The sequence below is a fragment of the Akkermansia biwaensis genome (genome assembly GCF_026072915.1).
Taxonomy (GTDB): Bacteria; Verrucomicrobiota; Verrucomicrobiia; order Verrucomicrobiales; family Akkermansiaceae; genus Akkermansia; species Akkermansia biwaensis.
In genome coordinates, this window is the sequence record NZ_AP025943.1 from 40,092 (window position 1) to 62,298 (window position 22,207).

Here is a 22,207-nt window from a genome sequence, read left to right on the forward strand (position 1 = left end):
GCGGGAACTTAGTTGAGCTTTTCAGGGTACACGCCCTGCTTGATCAATTTGTTGATGCCTTCCACAACCATGGGTTTGTCATCCGGATAGGTGACGCCGAACCAGGTGGAGGTAGTGGGCAGAACCTTGCAGTCCGCCCGGTCCGCATGAATCAGGGCGTCCACCACGGTGGGAATGAAGCATTCGCTCTTGGGCTCCTGTCCGTGTTCTTTCAGGAAGTCAATGAAACGGTCTTCCGTCAATTCGACAAAGGAGGGGGAGAAGAGCCAGAAATTCATGGACACCAGTTCTTCCGGATTCACAGGCAGGCGTTCGCCCTTCAGGTTATTGCCGCGCACCACTCCGTCTTCATCGGCCTGAATCTTCACGAACTCTTCCACTCCGTCCAGAAGACCCTCCTTGATGGAGCAGATGCCGCGGTTCACGTCACCGTTGTCGGACAGGGTGTTCTTCAGCGGATAGCCGATCATGCCGTAATGAGCCTTGTTCGGTTCATCCGTGGTGGAAGTCAGGAACCTGGCGGCCTGGACAAAAGCGTCCGCACCGTAAAAATCGTCAGCGTTCACGACGGCGAAAGGCTCCTTCACCACATTGCGGGCGGCGCGCAGGGCGTGTGCGGTACCCCAGGGCTTTTCACGGCCTTCCGGCACGGAAAAGCCTTCCGGCAGGTCGTCCAGGGACTGGAACGCATAATCCACTTCAATCTTGTCGGCAAACCGGCTGCCGACCTTTTCCTTGAACACATCTTCAAAATCGCGGCGGATGATGAACACCACCTTGCCGAATCCGGCGCGGATGGCGTCATAAACCGAATAATCAAGGACGACTTCACCGTTGGGGCCCATCGGGTCAAGTTGCTTGAGGCCGCCGTAACGGCTGCCCATGCCAGCTGCTAAAACAAGAAGTGTAGGCTTCATAATACGCGGGCCATTATGACCAAGCCTCCCTGTTTGGCAACTGGAAAATGCCGGGAGGAGGGAGAAAATGCCCGGTCAAAAAGCGTAAGAGCACCAAAGGCCCAGCACCACTTTTTTAAAATCGTCGCGCCCGTAGCCGCAATACAATCCAATGAAAGGCTCCACGCGCAGCCCGGTGGAGGCGCCCCACAGGAATCCCGTGCGCACCATCACCTCCTTCAAGCCGGTTCTGCCCAGATAATCCTGGGAAAAGCCCAGCGACACTGTATTCACCATGGCCACGGACTCGGACAGCAGGGGCTGCCAGGTGGCCGCCCACTCCGAATAAAGCCCATCCTGCCCGGAATCATAAAGCAGGGAACCCCGGAACGACCAGTCCCGGCTGGGATTCCACCTCAGCGCCAGCCCCGGTTCCGAACCGCTCTTCAGGGGGCAGGAATCATACCACTGCCCGTTCAAAAACAGGCCGGCCGTGCACTCATCCGCCAGGTAATACTGAAGCTCCCCGTGCAGGGAAGTCTGTTTGAAATTCCGCCCCTGCCAGTTGCGTACGGAAAAAAGCTCCCCGCTCACAGCCCAGGAATTGGACAGGGAAAAACCGCCGGAAAGCTGCCCTTCCACGGAATTGTTCCCCAGCTTCTCCCCCCGGTAAACGTAATGGGAACGGTAGCCGCCCAACAATTCGCCGCCCATGCGTATGGGGGAACGCCCGTCCATCTCCGTCAGCGGCGGGGGCCCCTCGTAACCTTGCGCCGCAAGCGCGGCACAGCACAGGATCATGGCAAAAAGCCTCATCACGTTCATTTAACACATCCGGCCGCGCCTTTCCAACGCCAAAACGGTGCATGCACATTCTCCGGACTTGGCAAAAGGGGATTATGCCCTTACCCTCTCGCGCATGATTCACTTCACGCTGTTTGGGATACCCATCTATATCCGCCCTACATTCTGGATAGTGCTGGCCATCTTCGGCGGCATACTCGGCGTAAGCAGTGTGGAATCCCTCATTTATCCGGCCCTCTTCGTCATTGCCGGGTTCATTGCCATTCTTTCCCACGAACTGGGGCATGCCCTGGTGGGCCGCAAACTGGGGGGAGGCCAGCAAACCATTATCCTGGAACTCTTCGGCGGCGTGACCAGCAGCCACGGCATGCAGCTCACCCGCGCCGGACGCGTCCTGATGATTCTGGCGGGTCCCATGATGACGCTGGTTCTGGGCGTCATCAGCATCCTGGTTGCGTGGAACATCGTCGGCCCCGTTCTGACCGCCAACGGAAAGGACTTTTGGGATCTGGTGCTCTATCCCTATCTGGCAACGGCCGTCTCTCCCAAGCTGTACATCCTCTCCTGCCTCATCATGATCGGCGAATGGTGGACTGTCCTCAACCTGCTTCCCATCTATCCCCTGGACGGCGGCCAGCTGGTCGCCCAATTCGTCCGCTCCCCCAAAAAAGTATTCATGACCGGGTTCATCACCTCCATCGCCATCGGCCTGGTCAGCTTCCAGCTCTTCCACGGCTACTTTATCCCCATATTCATGGCCCTCTTTGCCTTCAGCAACTACCGGGAATATAAAAACGCCCCCTTTTAATGCATTCGCGGGCTCTCCCCTCCCTTTTAACACACCATCCATATGTCTCAACAAACCGCAATCACCCCCACCCGCGCCCAGGACTTCCCCGAGTGGTACCAGCAAGTCATCAAGGGAGCCGACATGGCGGAAAACTCCGAAGTGCGCGGCTGCATGGTCATCAAGCCGTGGGGCTACGCCATCTGGGAACTCATCCAGAAGGACCTGGACCAGCGCTTCAAGGACACCGGCCACACCAATGCCTACTTCCCCCTGCTCATCCCCATCTCCTACCTGGAAAAGGAAGCCGAGCATGCTGAAGGCTTTGCAACGGAATGCGCCGTAGTTACCCACCACAGGCTGGAAGCCCAAAAGGATGAAGCCACCGGAAAAACACACATGATCCCTACCGGGGAGCTCACGGAACCCTTCGTCATCCGCCCCACGTCGGAAACCGTTATCGGCGCAGCCTTCGCGCGCTGGACGTCCAGCTACCGCGACCTCCCCCTCAAAATCAACCAGTGGTGCAACGTCATGCGCTGGGAAATGAGGCCCCGCATCTTCCTGCGTACTGCGGAATTTCTGTGGCAGGAAGGCCACACCGCCCATGAAACGCGGGAGGAAGCCATTGAAGAAACCCTCACCATGCACAAGGTGTATGAGGAATTCCAGCGCGACGTGCTCGCCATCCCCACCATCCCTGGAGAAAAAACGGAAGCGGAACGCTTTCCCGGAGCGGAACAGACCTACACTGTAGAAGCCATGGTGCAGGACCGGAAGGCCATCCAGGCGGGCACCTCCCACTTCCTGGGCCAGAACTTCTCCAAATCGCAGAACATCTGTTTTGCCGGACGGGACAACACCCAGCAATTCGCGTGGACCAGCTCCTGGGGCGTCTCCACCCGCATGATCGGCGCCCTGATCATGATGCACTCCGACGACGACGGCCTGGTATGCCCGCCCTGCGTAGCCCCTCAGCAGGTAGTCATCATTCCCGTTACGCCCAAGGAAGACACGCGCCAGGCAGTTCTGGACCACTGCGAGGAACTGGCCCGCACCCTCCGCGCCAAAACCTTCCACGGCCAGCCCCTCCGCGTGCTGGTGGACAGGCGCGACCTGGGCGGCGGCGCCAAAAAATGGGAATGGATCAAGAAAGGCGTGCCCGTTCGCTTGGAAATAGGCCCCCGCGACCTGGAAAAAGGCTCCGTCTGCTTCCAGCGGCGCGACCAGGCCCCCAACGAAAAAACCTTCCTCCCTGAAACGGAATTGGCGGACACCATCACGGATATTCTCCAGAACATTCAGGACACCCTGCTCAACAAGGCTGTTGCCTTCCGGGACGCTCACATCCGCCCCGCCTCCACACTCCGGGAACTGGAAGAAAACTTCTCCGGAGAAGGAGACGCCGACTGGCTGCAAGTGCCGTGGGACGGCTCTCCGGAAGAGGAGGAAGAACTCGCCAAACGCCTGCGCATCTCCATCCGCTGCATTCCTCTGGGAGAACTGGGACACGGAGACCCCGCCCCGTGCATCCTCACGGGCCGCCTGACGGAACGCCGCGTCCTTTGGGCCAGAAGCTACTGACCCTCTCATAAAACCATCCGCTTTCACGGGACTGTTCCGCGGCAAGGTAAACGAGCCTTTCCGGAACAGTCCCGTTTTTCATGCTGCGGAGATTCTTCCAGCCCCTCCGACACTTTGTTCAGAAAAACAATTCATATCGGATATCGGGCACCAGACCTCTCTATCTTTTAATCCCTCATAAAGGATAAAATCATAGACCTCTGGTTTACCTTCCTGAATGCCAATCTCCACCATCCTTGGAATGAGTGTATTGCGTGATAACAGCCAGGCGGAATCACCTATTCGTTCATGTCCACCTGAAAACCGGGGACAATCTGGACGCGACAAACACTTTGCTGACAGGGTTCTCCGTGAAATAGGAATAGTCTGGACAAGCAAACTTCCCTCCCTCTTCCTTCAAGATGCCTCTGATAAATATGGAGACTTCCATCCGCCACACGGCAAACGGTAATTTTCAGACAGCTTCCTGGGAAAAAGACGGACTTTTCTCTAAAAAAATCTTGCCAAATTCGAATCCCCATATATATTTTTTGCCACACGGACGCCGCAAGGCAACCGGTCATCCAAAGCGGATGTAGCTCAGGGGTAGAGCGCAACCTTGCCAAGGTTGATGTCGTGGGTTCGAATCCCATCATCCGCTCCATTTTTTCTTTTTCAACTTGCTCCTTCCGGGCAGTTTTTTGTGTGGTCATCTACTGATTTTGACGATGAGCCAAAATAGGCAGAGCTGAACCTCTGAGTTCTGCTTTGATTGGTGACACATTCCGTAAGCCAATAGATCACGCTATGCCCATCATTCACTGAATAAGCAATAATCACTTATAAACGTATTGACTACTATTCCATCACTGATATGGTGAAGATGATTCTGGTTATTAGCGTTACTTCACCATGAATATATTATTGCCAATAAGCGCATGTGCTTTTCTGCTCTCCGCTCATCCTTCCATGTCGGCGGAAGAAAAAAGCATTTCTCCTTCTAGCGACCAGGCCATCACGATTCCCGATTCTCTTGACGGGTATACGCTGACCATGACGAGTAAAGAGTTAAAATACGTCCATATCAGCTTTTATACTCAAGCTCTTGATAATGGTGCAATCGTCAGAAATGGAGGAATTGGAGACTACTACGAAAAATATAAAGAACGTGTATCACATACTTCCGATTCCTCCTACAATGCCACGATCGTATTTTCCAAAGGCCAATGGACAAGGGGGCAAGATTCAGAAAGTTATATTTGTGAAAAAATAGGAAAGGACAGATTGGTTATCAAATCCGTAATGATAGAAAATGGTGTTCCTAAAGCGATTGAACCCTATTTATTCCTTTATTTTAAGACATCTGATGCAGGCAATGCTTATGTTTTTGAGGAAGAAAGTATAGGTGGAAACATCTCATTCATGTTGAAAAAATCTTCAGAAAAACAATAAACGGAAAAGAACTGCCCGAGGCTGGAACAGCCCTTCCGATTGCTAAATCGGGGGGAAGCCCCCGCAGAACGATTTCCCATGCTTCAAGAAGGGAAATATGGGAAATCGTGTTATTGGGTTACGTTGTTTTACCCCCAAGAAATCTCCTGCACCCTTTCCTTGACCAGGAGGAAGAACGACGCAATGCCGGAAAATAGTGGCAACACTATTTTATCAGATAATTACCTGATAAATGCTCTCACGTCCGATTCGTTTAATGAATCGCCCTCCATCCAGATACGTCTTACACACCTTGCCATCGTATAATCCCCATCCGGCGCTTCCCCACACGTGAAAAACCACCGTATTATATAACCTGTTCGGGCTACATTTCCATCCCTGGAGGCCCCCAGCAGCAACAATCCTGCCATCGTACGGGCCATTCTCTTGGTTTCTACTTCTTCTTGGCTGCAACCAGACATCCTTGCGCCGACTTGGGTACAGACGCATTCGCGGACAGAGCTTTCGCCCCATAAAACAGCGTTACCGCCAGCCTTTTACAACAATTACCATCCATATTCATCATAAATCCTTCCATTTCTGATCAATTCCCCCTTCACAACAATGGAGACAAATGAGCCGGCTAAAAAAGGACGTGTTGCTTCTCTCCCACAAGATAAATTCCACAGCAAGTTGGGCCTTCCAGATCAGCAAGATTTCTCGGTTAAAGCAGGATTGAAATTACTGGATGTGAAAATAGGCCGTGTTAATATACAATGTACCATGTGATTATCCTCCGGGAGTACCAGCATGCAAGGGAGAAAATTTGAGCCAGCTACATCAGCCCCACCCAAATAAATTACTCCTTCTAAACATCTTGTTTTATTTTATAACATTCATTATATGTATCTCTCAAAATTATTGGTATTGACATGCATCCTATGGATGAGTGGAGCCCAAGGTTCCTTCACCCGGGAGGCTGCGGAATCTGGGCAGAAAAAATCACCCGCTCCTCGGCAAAACGACCTTGGAACGGACCTTTCTTCATTCAAATACGGCGTCTTGCTGGTCCATAATATCTTGCAAGATTGTAAACAATTAAAAGACATTCTCGATTCCATTACAACGCCGGAAACCGGACAAAACAAGGAAGAGACAATTTCCTTTCTTTGGGAACGTGCTGTACTGAACAATGTTATTCTAGCGGACAGCATTCGGAGCAACCCCGCAAAGTACGAGGCAACGGAAGATGAAGCAAAAGAGTTGCATGCCGCCCTGGTAACAGTTAACCAGCAGCTCAAGGATACATTAAACCTGTTGCGTGACCTGCAAAAAAGAAATCTGTTGGAAATTGAATTTGAACTTATGCTGGAAACAAAGCGCTCCATCCTTGAGGGCTATCTGGACAAGCATCAATCCTATCTTTCCGATCAGGACTGCATCAATGCTTTTGAGAAGAATAAGGGATATCCCTATTTGCTCCAGGCTTTTTTTGCGATGTACCGTAAAAAAGACATGAATGCGGCGAGGCTATTCTTCCGGGAAGGTGCACAGAAAGGGAGCAAGGAGGCGCAACTCATGGAAGCGCTCTGTGCGCATCCCAGCCCCCGCAAAATCATGGATGGCATTCTGGAAATTCTTCCCCGTTTAAGTGCAGCCGCCGCCAGGATCACGGATCGGAACACGGCGGAAGTGAATGAGGAGAGCCTTGTCTCATTATTTAATTCCCTTCGTTTTCAAATTTCCCTGCTCAACAGGAGTCCCCAGTCTGAAAAAGACTCCGAATATATGCTTCAGACCTGGAAGCCCGCTTATCAAAAAGCAATGCAGCAATTTCATCAGGAATGGGCCAGAATAAAATCCTCTCAATATTTTGGAAATAAAAATCTGGAAAAAGCCATCTCAGGCAAATCAATATCCCTGAATGTGTCCATCAATTTAAAAACCCTTCTTAAATTGCAAACGCAATCATAGAAACATAAAAAGGGATGCAGTCTCGTTTCCATGTCTTAAACAGTTCCTCATTGATATTTATTCCAGCCTCTGACTGGCCTGCGCCCCAGTAGCTCTCGACAAGCTGCTCTTTGCCAAAACATTCATGCAGGCTTGCCATACCCTCAACGGCAGCACTCTGTGCGTGACCATCACAAGGCGGCAGGCGTTCAGCATGATGTCCGGGAAAAATCGTAAATCGTAAATAACGACTATGACCTCCAGGTCCTTCAGGTCAGCTTCATTGGCCTGCAGCCCGGCGTCTGCTTCCTGATCACTGATTCCCTGTCTTTAATCAACATCGGCACTCCAACACCAAGAAGTATGCATGCGTCTATCCGATGCGGCGTTCCAAAGACCAAGCGTACAGCATGTGGGAAAACGCCAAATTCCACAAGCTCCGGCCGCATGATTAAATCGACATCCTGTTGGAGGGAGCGGCTTTCGGCATGGACGTCGTAAACATCGTGAAGGAAACTGTGATTTCCATTCTCTGAGAAGAAAATTCTCTGTGGTTCAATTCCGCCATATTGATACGTTTCACATTCAAAGGAGCGGCTCCGGGTGGTCGCCTTTTTTGCGATACGGCTGTTGGAGAAGAGTGACAGATCAATGTAACTATCGGATAATAATTTATCACAAATCCATCATCCACTCTGTCATCTCCCTTTTCGAATCCCGGCAAAGCTTTTGCGTGGGAAGGATTCCTTCTTTTCCGCCTTTCCATAATTTCCGGGTAGAGAAAATCCCCTCATACTGAAACTTATAACATAATAAAAGAGACGTGAAATTCTAATTCAAATCTCTTTCTCTTGTTATAAAAATAAATACTATATAGATCGTTCCCTAATTTAATCTGAAATAGTAGGATTCATCTATTTTTTTTGCTGGTGTTTTATTATCAATATATTCGTAATGAAATGTAGTCGTTTGTATTGTTATTGCTCCCTGAACATTAATACTGATGCTTCTTAATTTTTTCGCAATATGAATTTTGGTCCAATCATCAATAATATTCAAATCTTCCACGCAGAGACCATGAATAATATTTTCAAGGATATCAAAATTATTTTCCCTTATTTCTATTGTTTCTCTAAAAATGAGTACATTGGAAAAACAATTCATAAAATAATTAAATTGATCCGAATTGCTGTACCTCCCCTGACAAAATGCTAGTTCAGCATTATCCTCTTGATTGCTTGGTAATTGCATATCATATACGTCAAAAACGCTTTTCTCAAGATTACTATCTGATTTTCTTTCGAAGAGAACAATATTCTCTTGGGGAATAATGATGAGGAAGGTGTTTTTTCTATATTCAAACGGCCTCAAAAAAGCCATCTCCATATTTTCCTGATCCTTCCAATTTAAATATGATGATAAATTATCATAGTTTTTTGGGAAATTATATTCTTTTTTAGAAGAAGGTGAGCAAGATATTTGTACAATGATTACAATAAATGCGATGATGATCTTCCTCATGGTTCTATATAATATTGTTAAGGATAATTAATTTCTTAAATTATTAGAATTTAACCTTGCAGGGGTCTTGCTACATTTCCTGTGGGACTGGAACACGAAAAAGCGCAGAGAGGTTCCACCTTCCGGTGATCCGGGAAAATGAACTTTGTGCTGAAAGGGAATGGAAGAAGCGCAGGAGATGCGTCTCCGGATGAGCATTTAGTTCCTTTTCCAGGGCGTCGCGCAAAGTAGTAGCTTCCACTAGCGGCACGGCGTCACTTGCTCCAAATCTTCCTTCTGCCAGCGGGGATCGGCAAGCATCCGTACTAGAGAGGCACGGCGGGAGCGGACCTCCGGCAGGTCGCCATGGCGCCAGCCGGGAGCATAGGCATGCAGCGGAAGTTCTTCCGGTTCCGCATCATCCAGGCAGGAGGCGTCCTGCATGGAAGGAAAGGCTTCCACGGCATACCCCAGCCGGAGGAAGTCTTTTTCACCTTCCAGGAGTTCTCCCGGCGTCTGGAGCAACAGGCAATGAAGAGGCGTATTCATAAATGGCTAGGAAACAATTCCCAACCTACTGCTCCTTTCCCGAAAAATCCATCAGGAAAAGAACAATCATGTATTCTTTACACCTTCACTTCTTATTTTCTACAATTTTTTAACCGAATGAAAAAGAAGACTCTCCATAGGAACAATTTCCCAAGAGAGTCTACCATCGATGTCTCATACCTCAAAAAAAATCTCAACTTTATCTGTTGCCTCAAACTGATGTCGATGGTTTTAGGAACAGAAAACAATCCATCGCAGTTCCTTTTATTAAAACTTCTTGTTTGATAACATCCAAGATATTTTAAAAGGACTGCGATGAAAAGTTAATTGATAAATAAAATTTTCAGAGCATTTTTTCCTTCAATTTAGATGAAGAAATATTCCAATTAGATATAAAACATCCAATCATTAGAGTAGAAACTTTATATTTTATCTTCTGCAAATCCGAATTTACAATAAACGAATTTTCATTTGGATTTATACAGCTATTATACATTGCATATACAACACTCTGAACTAATCCGGGAAGTTCGTTTTTATTATAAAGTTCCAACATAAAATACTCGGATATATTTTCTCTATTTTGAATTACTAAACTACTTCCATTATTAAACGTGGTTCTTGATGGCATTCCAGACATTTCTCTAACATGATTTATATCTGTTTTATATAAAATCATGGATTCATTAAATTTATATGAAGCTTTTTTTGCCGACAAATTTACCAAATAAAACGTAGACAAAATATTGTTATACATATTTTCTGACACAGAAAATTTAACCAAAGAATCCTCTAATTTATTTACCAATAAATTAAAATCATCTATTCCATAGGAAGCAATTTGAAACAAGAATTTTCTCTGTAATACTTTAGGAGAAGAAGACAGTTTCCTGAAATCAACAGCGTTTATTTTTCCTTCGCGTAATAAGAGAATGATTGGAAATGACATTTCATCTTGTTTCAAATAAAGAAGTAAATCTATATCTGGGTATTTTGAGAAAAGCAAGATTCTCCATGCCAAATCACCAATATCTTCACTCATTCCATTGTTACGTTTTAATGGGAACTCTTCCAAATGGTAATGAGCATATTTTTCTATAGACTGACGCCAGAATAAACGTTCATTTTCAGGGATGGGAGAAGGCCATACAATATCTGTACCCGGCACAGAATAACTATAAGGGCCTCCATTAATCGTTCGTTCTCTTGTTAAGAGACAATTCATGAATGAAGCATTATTATTGTCATTTTTTTTGTAAACAACATTATTTGATGTACCATCTACCGATTGACTAATAGATTTAATGATCTTTATATCATCGGCTGAATATCCGCATGATACCATAACAAATAAATAAATAAGACAGGTTATTCGCATGACATACTTTCTTTCAAGTTTTCGAGAATGGCAAGCTGTGTTGTTAATGAAATAAATTCCATTTGTAACGCTTGAATAATAGGAGCTGTATCTTCATTACTATATTCTTTATCAAACCTTTTGTTTTCCAATTGATATTTATTTACCATTAATTTGAATTCATTTTCAATAATACTTTCTTGATAAATATAGCATTTTTCACATACGCTTTTTTCACGTTCATTGACGTACTTTATCCCGTTATTCCATCCTTCAATGTATAAAGCAGCATGATGACGTTCGTGCCATTCTGTTGTTTGCTTATGTCCTTTGATAGTAAATGAATGTTTTCCCGCGTTGGGATCAGTACCCAAATTCGCATTGATACGTATTGTCAGCTCTTGTTTCCGAATGAATATAACAGGTTTTTTCTTTTCTTCGTCGTCTTCATCTTTCTCCTTTTTGATGCCAACTTCAACATCCAGCTTTGTTTCTCCTCCTATATAGTCAGGGAAATTTCTCACAAATTCTAATGGAATTTGGTCTGAAGATAGATCGAGTTTTTCTAACTTTTTACCCAAAATATCGATGAAAGTATAACAATTGTTTTTTATAAATCTATATAAATTCCATCCATCTTGTTCATTACTGGGATCACGTGTAATCCATCTTCCATCGTTTGGATTGTAATGTCGGTAATTATAATAAACAAGCCCTAATTCCAAATCATAGAATTCGCTGCTCCATTGAATTGGTTGTTCAGTACTCCCTGTAGCATCCACTGTCCCAAAGGGTGTGTAGTCGTAGGCAGCGGCAAGTACCCCGTCTGAGGTATATAACTCCGTGACATTTTTGGTCAAATCGTGGGCATAAGTGTACCAAGTGTTATCTTTACATATGGAAAGTGGGCGGGAGTTCTGCTGTTCCACCGGGTCCCAGTGAATAAACCGCAGAGGCGTACGGTTAGGCAAGGTCATGTCCAGTGCAGCAATTTGCAGGTAACCCCGGTAAATGTAACGATGATGAAGTATAACTGAACCATTGAGAACGACTTTTTTTTCAAAACGTCTACCTAGGAAATCGTAACCACAGGTAATGATGGTTTGACCGTTTTCACTGATAAAGCTGATAGGACGGTTATTAGCGTCATACGCCACCGACCAAATGCCGGTTGACGTTTTTATCAATGTTTGATTGCCTGTTTCGTCATACTTCGCTTCAAACGCGTCCGGTAAGGTATCAATAGTATTGAAAATAGAGTTGGTACCGATATGGGGAATAGTGCTGGTATATTGGTTAAGTGGGTTAGTTGTATAGTCGAGTTGATTGCCATACTCCTGAGATGAGATGCGATTACCTATATTGTCGTACTCATATTGATAGTCATAGGGAGAAGTCCCCAACGTGGCACTGATCAACTCACCGCGTGAATTGTACCCAAAGTTGTCGTTGCGGGATTCTCCCTGTCTATTTTGGGTACGAGTAATGAGCTGTCCCAGTGCGTTGTAGGTGTAACCTCTAAGTACAATGTCTGTGTTGTCTTTTACTGTGTTGATAGCGGTGATTAAATCCCGGTTCTCATCATAGGTATAAGTGACGGTAATACCATTGGGATGGGCAATGGAATGTAGCAGCCTTGTTCCTGGAACATAACCATAGGTGAAGGCTTGGACACTTCCATCGCTGTGGCGGAAAGAGCTTGTGGAGAGACGTCCTGTGGAATCATAATCGGTGGCTATCGTTTGAAGGACAGTGCCGCTTTTGTCATGGATATAGCCGCTACTACGTCCGAAAGAATCTCTTTTCTCTGTAATAGTATGTTTGTCACCGTTCACTTCAATGGCATCGGTTTCCTGTTCATTATAGATATTGTAAGTGATATTACGAGTGCCTGATGCATCCGTGATCCGGTACAGGTTGGCAACATTGTTATAAACGAAGTCCTGCGTAAGAGTGTCGTCGCTATATTTGATGCGGTAACATACGCCTTTGTTGGTATTCCATGTGTAAGTGGTCACAATTCCACGGGCGTTCGTCTTTTTGACAAGCATATTCAGGGCATTGTATTCTCGATCCTCATGCGTTCCATCCGCATAGGTCTTTTTGAGTTCCAACCCGCTAGCATCATGATATTCCCAAGTGGTTGTGTCTCCATCCGTCCTGCCGGTCGGATCAGTGGCGATGACTCCATCTTTCACTCGAAAGGTGGTCACACTGGTCATTCTATTAGCGTCGTCATAGGTAAAAAGGGCCGGTTGTATACCAGTACCCCACTCGGCGGTTTTGCGACCTCGGACATCGTAGGTATAACAGGCAGTATTTCCCTGTGAATCGGTAACAATAGAGCGATTACCTGTAAGCGAATCGTATGCTGTTGTTGTGATATTTCCTGCTGCGTCAGTAACAGAAATAACCCGGCCTGCGAGATCCATATGAGAGATCGTTTGATTACCGCGAGAATCGGAACTTACATGGATGGTACCTGTAACTGTGTAAGTTCTTTGTTGAGAAGTCGTAATACCCTCATAGTCAGTTTGAGAGACGGTAAAACCGTCCACCGTTTTTGTTATTGCCATGACGGTTGAGGTGGAGACACTGCTTTTCTGTAGACGTTCCGTTCCTGTTCCGTATTCCGTCCATGCCGTCATGACATTACCTCGCCCATCGGTACTAAGGATCTTACTTTCCTGTACTGAAGAAAAACGGGAAATTAATTTCTCTATCTTTTCCTGATATGTGGTTCCCTTTCCGTTATTTTTTGTAGTGAGGGTAATACGGTAAACACCATCTTCTTTTCGTTCTACCGCATAGGAATAAGTCGTGATGCGGGAGTTGGAGAGGTTAGGGGTGGCTTCCAACTTCCACGTTTCCTTGATCTCGTTACCAAAGGCATCGTATTCGTACAAGGTCGGGGCCATGTTATCCACTCCCCGTCTGGTGAGTTGCCCCTTGGTATTATAAAGGAAACGTTCATAGTAGCAACTATTGGAGCAGTTGGCTGTGCCGATTCTAATCACACTACCAAAGCCGTCTGTGATTTTCTTGGAAACGACAACCGATGGTTGTTCTCCTCCACTGCCTGGGAGCAGTTCCGTAGTACGGATGCCATCAGAAACAAGGTCTGAAACATAAACAAGGTTTCTTTGTCCCGTACCGCTTTGTTCCCGAATACTACCGTCCGTATTATATGTGGTAACGATAGTGGCTCCCGCTGTCGTGGTAACAGTCACTTCCAATCCGTCGTCGCTATAGGCGTAGGCCGTAATCCTTCCCAGTTCATCCGTCTCGGAGCTGACGCGCCCCAGCACGTCATAGGCCGTCCGGCGCACAGTACTCATGGCTCCAATGTCCTTTCTCTCCTCAACCGCACGCCCCAGGGCATCCCTCGTATAGGAGATGATGGTTTCAGGGGTCGTCTCCGTCGCGGAGCGGATCATTTCCACCAGCCGTCTTGCGCTGTCATAGCCGTAGCTGGTCAGGATGCCGTCTTCGTCTTTTTCCCATAGGGGACGCCCGTCGCACATCAATTCCCGTTCCGTTATTCGTCCATTGCCGCGCGTCTTCCTGGTCCAGCGGTTGAAGGTCGAACTCGTAGTCGGCACTGTCCAGCAGCGACCAGGTTCCATCCGTCAGCAGGATGTATTCCTCCGTCCTGACCGTGTTGCCCTCCGCCGAGATGAAGGACACCATCCGATGGCTCTGCCCCGGTACGGGCGCTCCGTCGATTTGCGTTTCCTCCGTCACGGTATAGGCCGCTCCATGCCGGATTGCATGTTCATAGGAATAAACCCTCTGTACGCCGTCAATACCCTGGCGCATCTTGAGGCGTCCCCTGGCATACGGATTGGGCGCGGAGGCCAGCCATGTTTCCGTCACTTCCAGCCGCGTTCCTTCAGCCCCAAGCGCGGTCGTCCTTTCTTCCACGCGCCTGACGTCGTTTTCTTCCGTATAGGTATAAAGCGTCTGGATCAACTGCACGTCCGCCTTGTTCTTTTGCCGGAGTATGGTGGTCATTTCTACGGGATCGTGATCGTTGAACTTCGCTTCGCAGTAGGTCGTCTTCACTCTCTTTTCCGCAAAGCCTTTATACGGTGTGGAAACGAGAGTCTGGCGGCCCAGACGATCCTGTTCGTACTTGACTTCGGAACCGTCCGGACGCGTTTCTTTCGTCAGAACCCCGTTGGCGGAATATTCATAAGAAGTCGTGCGGGCCATGCCGGAACCGTAACCTTCCGTTCTGCTCATCAGCAGATTGCCTTGCGGGGTGGATTTGTAGCTCTCCATCAGGCTGGAAACCGCCATTCCTTCTTCCCCCATCCGCACTTCCGTCAGCAGGTTCCATTCCTTTTCGGAGGCCTCTGTGCGGGTCCTGACCGTATAAATAGCGGAGTCTCCCGTGCCCTTGCCCAGGCACCATACCTCTCCATTCTTCCACCAGGTTGTGACAAAATCATTCCTTCCGGGCGTTCTTTCCGTCACGCTCGCCTTGTCCCCTTCTTCATTGCGGGCAAAAACAAAGCGCTTGAACGGCTCTCCCGTCACGGCATAAAGCCCCGTCGTCTCATCCTTGGCTCCTACCTGGGAAGGAAGGTACAGGGCCAGCGTATAGCCCGCTTCCGTCACGTCCTGCACGCTGGCAAGGCCGTCTGAAATATTACTTACCTGCCGCAGGGAACCATCTTCCGCATACACCACATCCATAAAAGCATGAAAATCCGCTTCCGTGAGCTGCTGGCCGCTGGATGCCGTAAAACGCACGGGATCTCCCGTTTCCACGGAATAGACTACCTTGCTTCCATTAGCTTCCGCCACTTCAATGTAAACCGGATTGGAAACGACCGGTGTAAAATCTTCTCCCAGCATCCGGGCGCGGTTGGTCAGGCGCGTGTTGTAGCCGATGTTGCCCACACTACCGTTGTCCTCTTCCCCCTGGGTGATGAAGTAATAGGCCAGCAGGGAACCTTTCTGAACAGCTACCATGCAGTTGTTGCTCAAGCCTTCCGTGGGTTTGAGCAATTTGCTGTGCAGCACATGACGGAACAACAGGGCGGAGGGGGACCAGAGGCGTTCTGTAAAGTCCTCCTCCACGATTTCAATCTGGCCTCCGGGTACGCCGGGCAATCCCCGGAACAGGCCAAAGTTGCACTGCCAGTACATGCTTTCCTGGGAGGCATCCGCCGCCACGTTCGTTCCTGCGGAGGAGCCGGACACCGTGGAGCGGGCCAGCCGGGAGGACATACGGGCGGAGGATGGAGAGGAACTGGGGCTGGTTCCCCCGCTGGGGGCGTCCGGGTCCTCACAAACTTCCTTGCCGTCACATCCCTTCTTGCACACCACCGGCTTGTTTTCTGCAGGCACGATGTCGTAGAGTTCCACTTGGACTCCGTTCAGATAGGAGTCGAAGCGCGAGACGTTGCCGGATTCCGGCTTGTAGTCGATGTTGGTGTGGGAAAGGAAGGCCTGGTGCCATCCCGCTTCCAGTTCCACGGTGACAGGATCGGATTCCCGGTATTGTCCCGGGTTGGCAAGGCTGGCTGTCTGGCCTCCCAGCGTAAAATAACCATAATCGTCCGCGCCGATTTTGATTTCATAAGAGCCTGTGGTTTCAATTTTGATGTAGCCGTCCCAAAGGGTGGTTTTTTCGGGAGCGGGAGCTTCCACATTCAAATGGGGCTGGTCGCCTTTCAGTTGGCCTTCCCATTCGTCCAGGGGAAATTCCGCTTCAAGTAAAGTAATAGAGTTGTTCATGGTTGGATGATTGAGTTTTTAGTTTTAATGATTGGTGCAGCCGTCCTGGAAAATGCCCGGAAGACTGGCGGCTGCCATGGGACGTTCTGGTAGTAATGGTTGATATTTTGCGGAAACGTTATAAAAATATTTATAAACAAGAAACTCCCGCTTCTTTTCAAAGATCGCTATTCCTCTTCCCATCCGCACCCATCCGAATACGTTATGTTGTCGGTCGAAGAGAAGCTACCATCCGTAAAAAGCTTATTCATCACTCTACACTTCGCTGCAGGTCGGCTTTTGAGCATCACTTTCCCATGATCAAACCTTCGCTGGAGCTTCCTCTCAGAAAACCAAGTAGGTCAATCCACTTCTTCCTCCAAATGGAAGATTACATTACCCCCATTCTACTCAATATATTTAAAAACTATTATTGACCATAAATATCTTTGTTCAGAAAACAATAAAATTCCAAAAAATCATCCACATTAAAAACGTTATTTTCCTTCCTAAATACCAACTCTCAGGACAGTTGCACAATGAACGGAGGCATCTCTTTCTCACTAGAATCCAGACGCTTAATCCATTCTTTAAAAACGACTTGTTTTCTCTTGCAAGCACTTTGCCGGGGTTTTATAGGTAATCATCATTTTCCTGAATCATGTGTCTTTTGGACTTCCCGAACAGTTTGTCCATTTTTAACGGATACCATTTTCATGCCGGAAATTAGGGAAGAAGTATCAACTCTTCCGGAAAAGAAAATGAAAGGAAAAGCCGGAAATCCGTCTCAATACAATTCCGGCATTTTTCTGAAGACCAACTGATGAAAAACCATATGAACCTCTACTTCGTCGCCAACAACTGCCATCATGTCTTTCATGCCGCCGTGGCCCTCTGGAGCATCGTCTCCTGTGACGATTCCTCCACCCGCTACAACGTATTTCTGAAAACGGAGCTGGAAGAAAAAACATGGCGCGACTTTTTCCTGACAATCCCCCGCGTTTCCGTGTATGGAGTTCCCTTCAATATTCCCTATGAACAATCGGTCCTTCTGAAAAAAATGAAGGACCTGGACGGGAACGATTCCAGAAAATACTTTTATCATAAATTCGATCTCTCGTGGACAGAGTCGATCAGCCATCTCTTGACGGATGACAGGCTGCTCCTGCTGGATACGGACCTGTATGCCCGAAAACCCCTGCAGGCGCTGTACGAAACTCCGCTTGCCGATCACGAATGCATGGCCATGGTCATTGACACGGGAATCTGGAAATACCCAGAATGGGTGCTGGACCACAACCGTTCCCTTGGAATCGATCACCCGTGCTTCTACAACACCGGCGTAGCCCTCATCCATATAAGTTCATTCGTAAAACACCAAATCTGGGAAAAAAGCCTGGAAACCTACCCCTTCCCCACCATGCCGCCCCAGCACGACCAGGATATCCTCAACAGGCTGATTTTCAACAACGCGACCAGGGATATCAAAAGACCCTGCTGTAAAACCATGCCAAGCGTGTACAACATGAGTACAAAATGGTTCCCCTTCATGAATCTGGAAAAGGGCGACATCGCTCTCGTCCACGCCTACGGGGACACCAAGCTCCCGCACTCCTCCTGCGATTGGGCCAACAAGGAATACGAACGCCTGACGGAAACCTACCGGAATATGGAAATTCCCCCTCCCAAATGATTCCGCGCCATCGGGAGCCTCATGGCGTTTCCCTGCAAATCATGCAGGAACAATAAAAACAAGCAAATGCGGAATCTGCCGCCGGGACTTCATCCATGCAAGCCCCCGTACCCATGATCACGGCCCAAAGGCTCAAAGGAAACGATGCCGGTCCACGGAAGCGCATGTTTTCCATGGAACTCTCCTATCCCTTCCTGCGGCCAAAACCGATAAGACGCGCGCCAACGCCCGTCAATACCGTTCGTCCGGGTACGGATTGCCGGGAAGAGCCCCGTTCCAAGGCTCTTCCGCATGATTCTTACATGTGGATAGCGATTCCCTCCGAGGCCAGCATGGATTCATGAATGGCTTCGGACAGGGTCGGATGGGCGAAAATCGTGGCGTGAATATCTTCATCCGTCAATTCCGCCTGAAGGCTCACGCCGAGCGTGGCAATCAGTTCCGTAGCTTCCGGCCCCACAATGTGCGCCCCCAGCAATTCGCCGTTCTTGGCGCCGTACAAAGTCTTCACAAAGCCGTCCGGCTCTCCGGCGGCCACGGCCTTGCCAATGGCCTGGAAGGGGAACTTCCCCACCTTGTACTCCACGCCCGCTTCCTTGAGGGCGCGTTCCGTGCTGCCGACGGAAGCCACCTGCGGATAACAATACGTGCAGCTCGGGAAGAAGCCGACCTGTTTGGGCTGATAATCCGGATTGAACATGCCTTCCACCGCCTGCACGGCTTCATACGTGGCCGTATGGGCCAACAGAACACCGCCAATCACGTCGCCCGCCGCATAAACGCCGGGAATGGACGTGGCATAGCGGTCGTTGACCTTGATGAATCCCTTTTCCGTCAATTCCAGGCCGGAAGCGGCGGGAACGACCGGCTTCACGCCGATAGCCACCAGGCAAATGTCCGCCGTAATTTCCTCTTCCTGCCCCTTGCTGTTTTTCACGAGGGCCTTCACCTTCCCGTCGCAAGTTTCCGTGACAGACTCCACGGAAACGCCCGTCATGGTCTTGATGCCCTGTTTCTTGAAGGCGCGCTCCAGCGTCTGGCAGGAATCGTCGTCCTCATTGGGCAGGATGCGCGGCAGCGCTTCAATGAGCGTCACCTTCGTGCCGAACGAGTTGTAAATATAGGCAAACTCCGTGCCAATGGCCCCGGAACCGATGATGATCATGCTTTCGGGCCGTTTCTCCAGAACCATGGCTTCCCGGGAGCCGATGATGGTAGTGCCGTTCAGCGGAAGGCTGGGAACGGAGCGGGTCACGCATCCGGTACTGATGAGGATGTTCTTTCCTTCCAGTACTTGTGTCGTGCCGTCGGCGGCCTTCACTTCCACCTTGCCGGGGGCCGTGATAGAGGCTTCCCCGGTAACGGATTCCACCTTGTTTTTCTTGAAAAGGAACCCCACGCCGCCGGCCAGGCGGTCGCTGACCTTGCGGGAACGGCCGATGACCTCGCTCCAGTCCACGCTCACGCCTTCCACCGTCATGCCGAATTCCTTGGCCCGGCTCGTCACGGTCAGGTACGCTTCCGCATTCTTCAAGAGCGCCTTGGTGGGAATGCAGCCCCAGTTCAGGCAGGTTCCCCCCACCCGGTCGCGCTCCACGCACGCCACGGTTTTTCCCATTTGGGCGGCGCGAATGGCGCCCACATATCCGGCGGGGCCGCCACCAATGACGATCAAATCATATTGCATGAACGTACTATAAAGGCATCTCCCCTTGCGGGTAAAGAAGGAATATGAACATGGGGCGCCTGAACGGCGACTCAATGACAAAAGATGAAAGACTAAAGATTAAATAGAGGGGAAATGCCTGTTAAAAACTATTTTCTCTTTTGTATTTAGTCTTCCGTCTTTATTCCTTCCCCTTCACCCACTCCACCAAGTCCTGCATTTCCGCGGCGGTATCCGCATACAGGCCGTCCGTGTAGCTGCCATCGTCATACAGGACACGGCCGTCCACCATCGTGAACACGCAATCCTTGCCGGAGGCGGCATAAACAGCGTGGGAAACTTCATTGAAGATCGGGAACAAATTGGGTTCGTCCAAATCCAGGGCAATCATGTCGGCGGGGGCTCCGGGGGCCAGCGTTCCCAGGCCCGGCGTGCGGAAAATGCGTGCGCCTTCCACGGTTGCCATGCCTAGGGCTTTCATGGCAGGAACGGCTGTGGCGTCCCCGGTGCATCCCTTGGCAAGGATGGCCGCCAGCTTCATGGTTTCAAACATGTCCAGGCTGTTGTTGCTGCATGCGCCGTCCGTCCCCAGGGAAACGGGAATGCCTGCCTTCAGCATGCCCTGTACCCTGGCTAATCCGGACGCCAGCTTCAGGTTGCTCACGGGATTGTGCACGATGGCCGCGCCGGAGGCCGCCACCGTTTCCAGTTCCTCATCCGTCACATCCACCATGTGGGCCAGCACGGCGCGTTCGTTCAGCAGCCCCATGTCACGGGCATAGGCCACAGGCCTCCTGTCCTGGTGCAGGGAGCGGCACTGTCCCACTTCCCCCGCAGACTCGGAAAGATGAATGTGGAGCATCAGGTCCAGTTCCTCCGCCAGTTGCATGGAACGCCTGAGAACGTCGTCGCTCGTGGTGTACACGCTGTGGGGCATCACCGCCAACTGCACCCTGCCGCATCCTCCAAAGCGGGCGGCCTGCTCGCGGTACAGGGCTTCCGCACCGTTCCAGCCGTCATAGGCCGGGGACGGGAACGCAAAAAGGACCTCGCCTCCCGCACAGCGCATACCCATGCGTTCAGCTTCCTGCAAAACATTGATTTCCAGCAGATAGGAATCCACAAAGGCAGTCGTGCCCGTACGCATCATTTCATACATGCCCAGCCGCGCTCCCAAGGAGACTATCCTGTCCGTCAGATGCGCCTCCACCGGAAAAATGTGCTTGGTCAGCCATTCCATGAGAGGCAGGTCGTCCGCAAAACCGCGCAGGAAAGTCATCGGAACATGCGTATGCGCGTTGACCAGCCCGGGCATCAACAGGGCATTTCCCAAATCGCGCCGGACGGCAGGCATCCAGGCCGCCTCCAGCTTTTCCGCAGGTCCCGTTTCCAGAATCTTCCCGTCCCGGACGGCCACTCCGGCCTTGCCGTCCACGCCGGGCTGTTCCGTCCCCGTAATCAGACGGGAGGCGGTCACCAGCAGATCGCACGTTTGTTTCTCCATGCCGCAGAATGTAGCGTAAAAGGCCGGTTTTAGCAATTTCATCCCCCCGTCCGGCATGATTTCATGCAATTATGACATTTCTGTTTGACTTCAAACGTAAAAATTGACAAGAATGCGGGACAGTTAAATTCACCATTTATCCCACATGAACAAAACTATACTGTTAGGTTTGGCCCTTGCGGCCTCCGTATCCGCCGCAAACGCGTATCATGTTGAAAAATATGACGGCCAGTTCGGCATGTCCCTGGAAGGGGCCTACGGCATTGCCACCAAGGACGCCATGCCCAATGTGGCCGGCGGCAATCTGAGCATTTTCAACTACATTGAAACAGGCAGCATTGTTCACCAGATTTCCCTGAACGGCGGCATTCTGGCCGGCTCCCACCATCCCAGCGTTCACGACCTGGGCATCAGCGGCCCCTACACCGCCAGCCTCCGTTCCACGTACATTCCGATGATGGCCGGCTATACCCTGAACCTGCCCATCGGCGACTACACCATGTTCTACCTGGGCGGCAAGGCGGGCGCCACTTACGGTGATGTGAAAGCCACTATCCACGGTCTGGAAGACGGCAGCCGGTCCCGCACCATTTCCACCACCAAATTTTCCTGGGCGGCCCAGGCCGGCTTCAAGTTCAGCGTGTCCCAGAGCACGGACTTCGTGATCGGCTACGAATACTACCAGATCCAGGGCTACAACGATCCCGGCTACCATATCATCAAGCTGGGCTTCTCGTGGGATTTCTAAGTACATTGCGTTCATCGCTATCTCCGGCG

15 protein-coding genes and 1 tRNA gene are annotated in these 22,207 nt (G+C 49.7%); 7 read left to right on the forward strand and 9 right to left on the reverse strand.

Features of this window, described 5'->3' with window-relative positions; genetic code table 11:
- Window positions 1-8 precede the first annotated feature (8 nt).
- Both OQH67_RS00160 and OQH67_RS00165 read right to left on the reverse strand, forming a co-directional pair.
- Window positions 9-917: a nucleotidyltransferase family protein gene (locus OQH67_RS00160; protein WP_251828234.1), complete on the reverse strand. Its 909-nt coding sequence runs from the start codon at window positions 915-917 to the stop codon at window positions 9-11.
- A gap of 75 nt (window positions 918-992) precedes the next feature.
- Entirely contained in the window at window positions 993-1,715 is a 723-nt protein-coding gene (locus OQH67_RS00165) for a hypothetical protein (protein WP_215435782.1), read from the reverse strand.
- 100 nt (window positions 1,716-1,815) lie between these two features.
- Here OQH67_RS00165 and OQH67_RS00170 point away from each other — a divergent pair, with 100 nt between their 5' ends.
- The 5 genes from OQH67_RS00170 to OQH67_RS00190 all read left to right on the forward strand — a co-directional run bounded on the left by OQH67_RS00170 (window position 1,816) and on the right by OQH67_RS00190 (window position 7,455).
- Window positions 1,816-2,508 (forward strand): site-2 protease family protein, encoded by a 693-nt coding sequence (locus tag OQH67_RS00170; protein WP_067569936.1) that lies wholly within the window; start codon window positions 1,816-1,818, stop codon window positions 2,506-2,508.
- Window positions 2,509-2,550: 42 nt separating this feature from the next.
- On the forward strand, window positions 2,551-4,071 hold the full coding sequence (gene proS, locus OQH67_RS00175; RefSeq protein WP_215435783.1) for a proline--tRNA ligase: 1,521 nt from the start codon (window positions 2,551-2,553) through the stop codon (window positions 4,069-4,071).
- 568 nt (window positions 4,072-4,639) lie between these two features.
- A tRNA-Gly gene (locus tag OQH67_RS00180) sits at window positions 4,640-4,714 on the forward strand.
- Window positions 4,715-4,962: 248 nt separating this feature from the next.
- The gene (locus tag OQH67_RS00185) at window positions 4,963-5,502 is read left to right on the forward strand and encodes a hypothetical protein (RefSeq protein WP_215435785.1); all 540 of its coding nucleotides are present in this window, start codon (window positions 4,963-4,965) and stop codon (window positions 5,500-5,502) included.
- Window positions 5,503-6,426: 924 nt separating this feature from the next.
- Window positions 6,427-7,455, forward strand: coding sequence for a hypothetical protein (locus OQH67_RS00190; RefSeq protein WP_215435786.1), 1,029 nt, complete (start codon window positions 6,427-6,429; stop codon window positions 7,453-7,455).
- Window positions 7,456-8,319: 864 nt separating this feature from the next.
- Here the strand turns inward: OQH67_RS00190 and OQH67_RS00195 are convergent.
- The 5 genes from OQH67_RS00195 to OQH67_RS00215 all read right to left on the reverse strand — a co-directional run bounded on the left by OQH67_RS00195 (window position 8,320) and on the right by OQH67_RS00215 (window position 16,588).
- Window positions 8,320-8,955, reverse strand: coding sequence for a hypothetical protein (locus tag OQH67_RS00195; protein WP_215435787.1), 636 nt, complete (start codon window positions 8,953-8,955; stop codon window positions 8,320-8,322).
- A gap of 240 nt (window positions 8,956-9,195) precedes the next feature.
- Window positions 9,196-9,483 (reverse strand): hypothetical protein, encoded by a 288-nt coding sequence (locus tag OQH67_RS00200; protein WP_215435788.1) that lies wholly within the window; start codon window positions 9,481-9,483, stop codon window positions 9,196-9,198.
- Between the two features lie 343 nt (window positions 9,484-9,826).
- Window positions 9,827-10,861: a hypothetical protein gene (locus OQH67_RS00205; protein ID WP_215435789.1), complete on the reverse strand. Its 1,035-nt coding sequence runs from the start codon at window positions 10,859-10,861 to the stop codon at window positions 9,827-9,829.
- The gene (locus tag OQH67_RS00210; protein ID WP_215458956.1) at window positions 10,852-14,364 is read right to left on the reverse strand and encodes an RHS repeat domain-containing protein; all 3,513 of its coding nucleotides are present in this window, start codon (window positions 14,362-14,364) and stop codon (window positions 10,852-10,854) included. Before OQH67_RS00210 ends, OQH67_RS00205 begins: the two co-directional genes overlap by 10 nt.
- Window positions 14,300-16,588, reverse strand: coding sequence for a PA14 domain-containing protein (locus OQH67_RS00215; protein ID WP_215458955.1), 2,289 nt, complete (start codon window positions 16,586-16,588; stop codon window positions 14,300-14,302). The genes OQH67_RS00210 and OQH67_RS00215 overlap by 65 nt, the downstream gene beginning before the upstream one ends.
- An 814-nt stretch (window positions 16,589-17,402) precedes the next feature.
- On the opposite strand from OQH67_RS00215, the gene OQH67_RS00220 reads away from it, so the two are divergent.
- Window positions 17,403-18,260 carry a glycosyltransferase gene (locus OQH67_RS00220; protein WP_215458954.1) on the forward strand — a complete coding sequence of 286 codons (858 nt, stop codon included), beginning with the start codon at window positions 17,403-17,405 and terminating at the stop codon, window positions 18,258-18,260.
- Window positions 18,261-18,558: 298 nt separating this feature from the next.
- Here OQH67_RS00220 and lpdA read toward each other — a convergent pair whose 3' ends face one another.
- Window positions 18,559-19,947 (reverse strand): dihydrolipoyl dehydrogenase, encoded by a 1,389-nt coding sequence (gene lpdA, locus OQH67_RS00225; protein WP_215435793.1) that lies wholly within the window; start codon window positions 19,945-19,947, stop codon window positions 18,559-18,561.
- A 160-nt stretch (window positions 19,948-20,107) separates the two neighbouring features.
- The gene (locus OQH67_RS00230; RefSeq protein WP_215435795.1) at window positions 20,108-21,430 is read right to left on the reverse strand and encodes an amidohydrolase family protein; all 1,323 of its coding nucleotides are present in this window, start codon (window positions 21,428-21,430) and stop codon (window positions 20,108-20,110) included.
- A 145-nt stretch (window positions 21,431-21,575) separates the two neighbouring features.
- Between OQH67_RS00230 and OQH67_RS00235 the strand changes: the two genes are divergently transcribed.
- Entirely contained in the window at window positions 21,576-22,178 is a 603-nt protein-coding gene (locus OQH67_RS00235) for a porin family protein (RefSeq protein WP_215435798.1), read from the forward strand.
- Window positions 22,179-22,207: the final 29 nt, after the last annotated feature.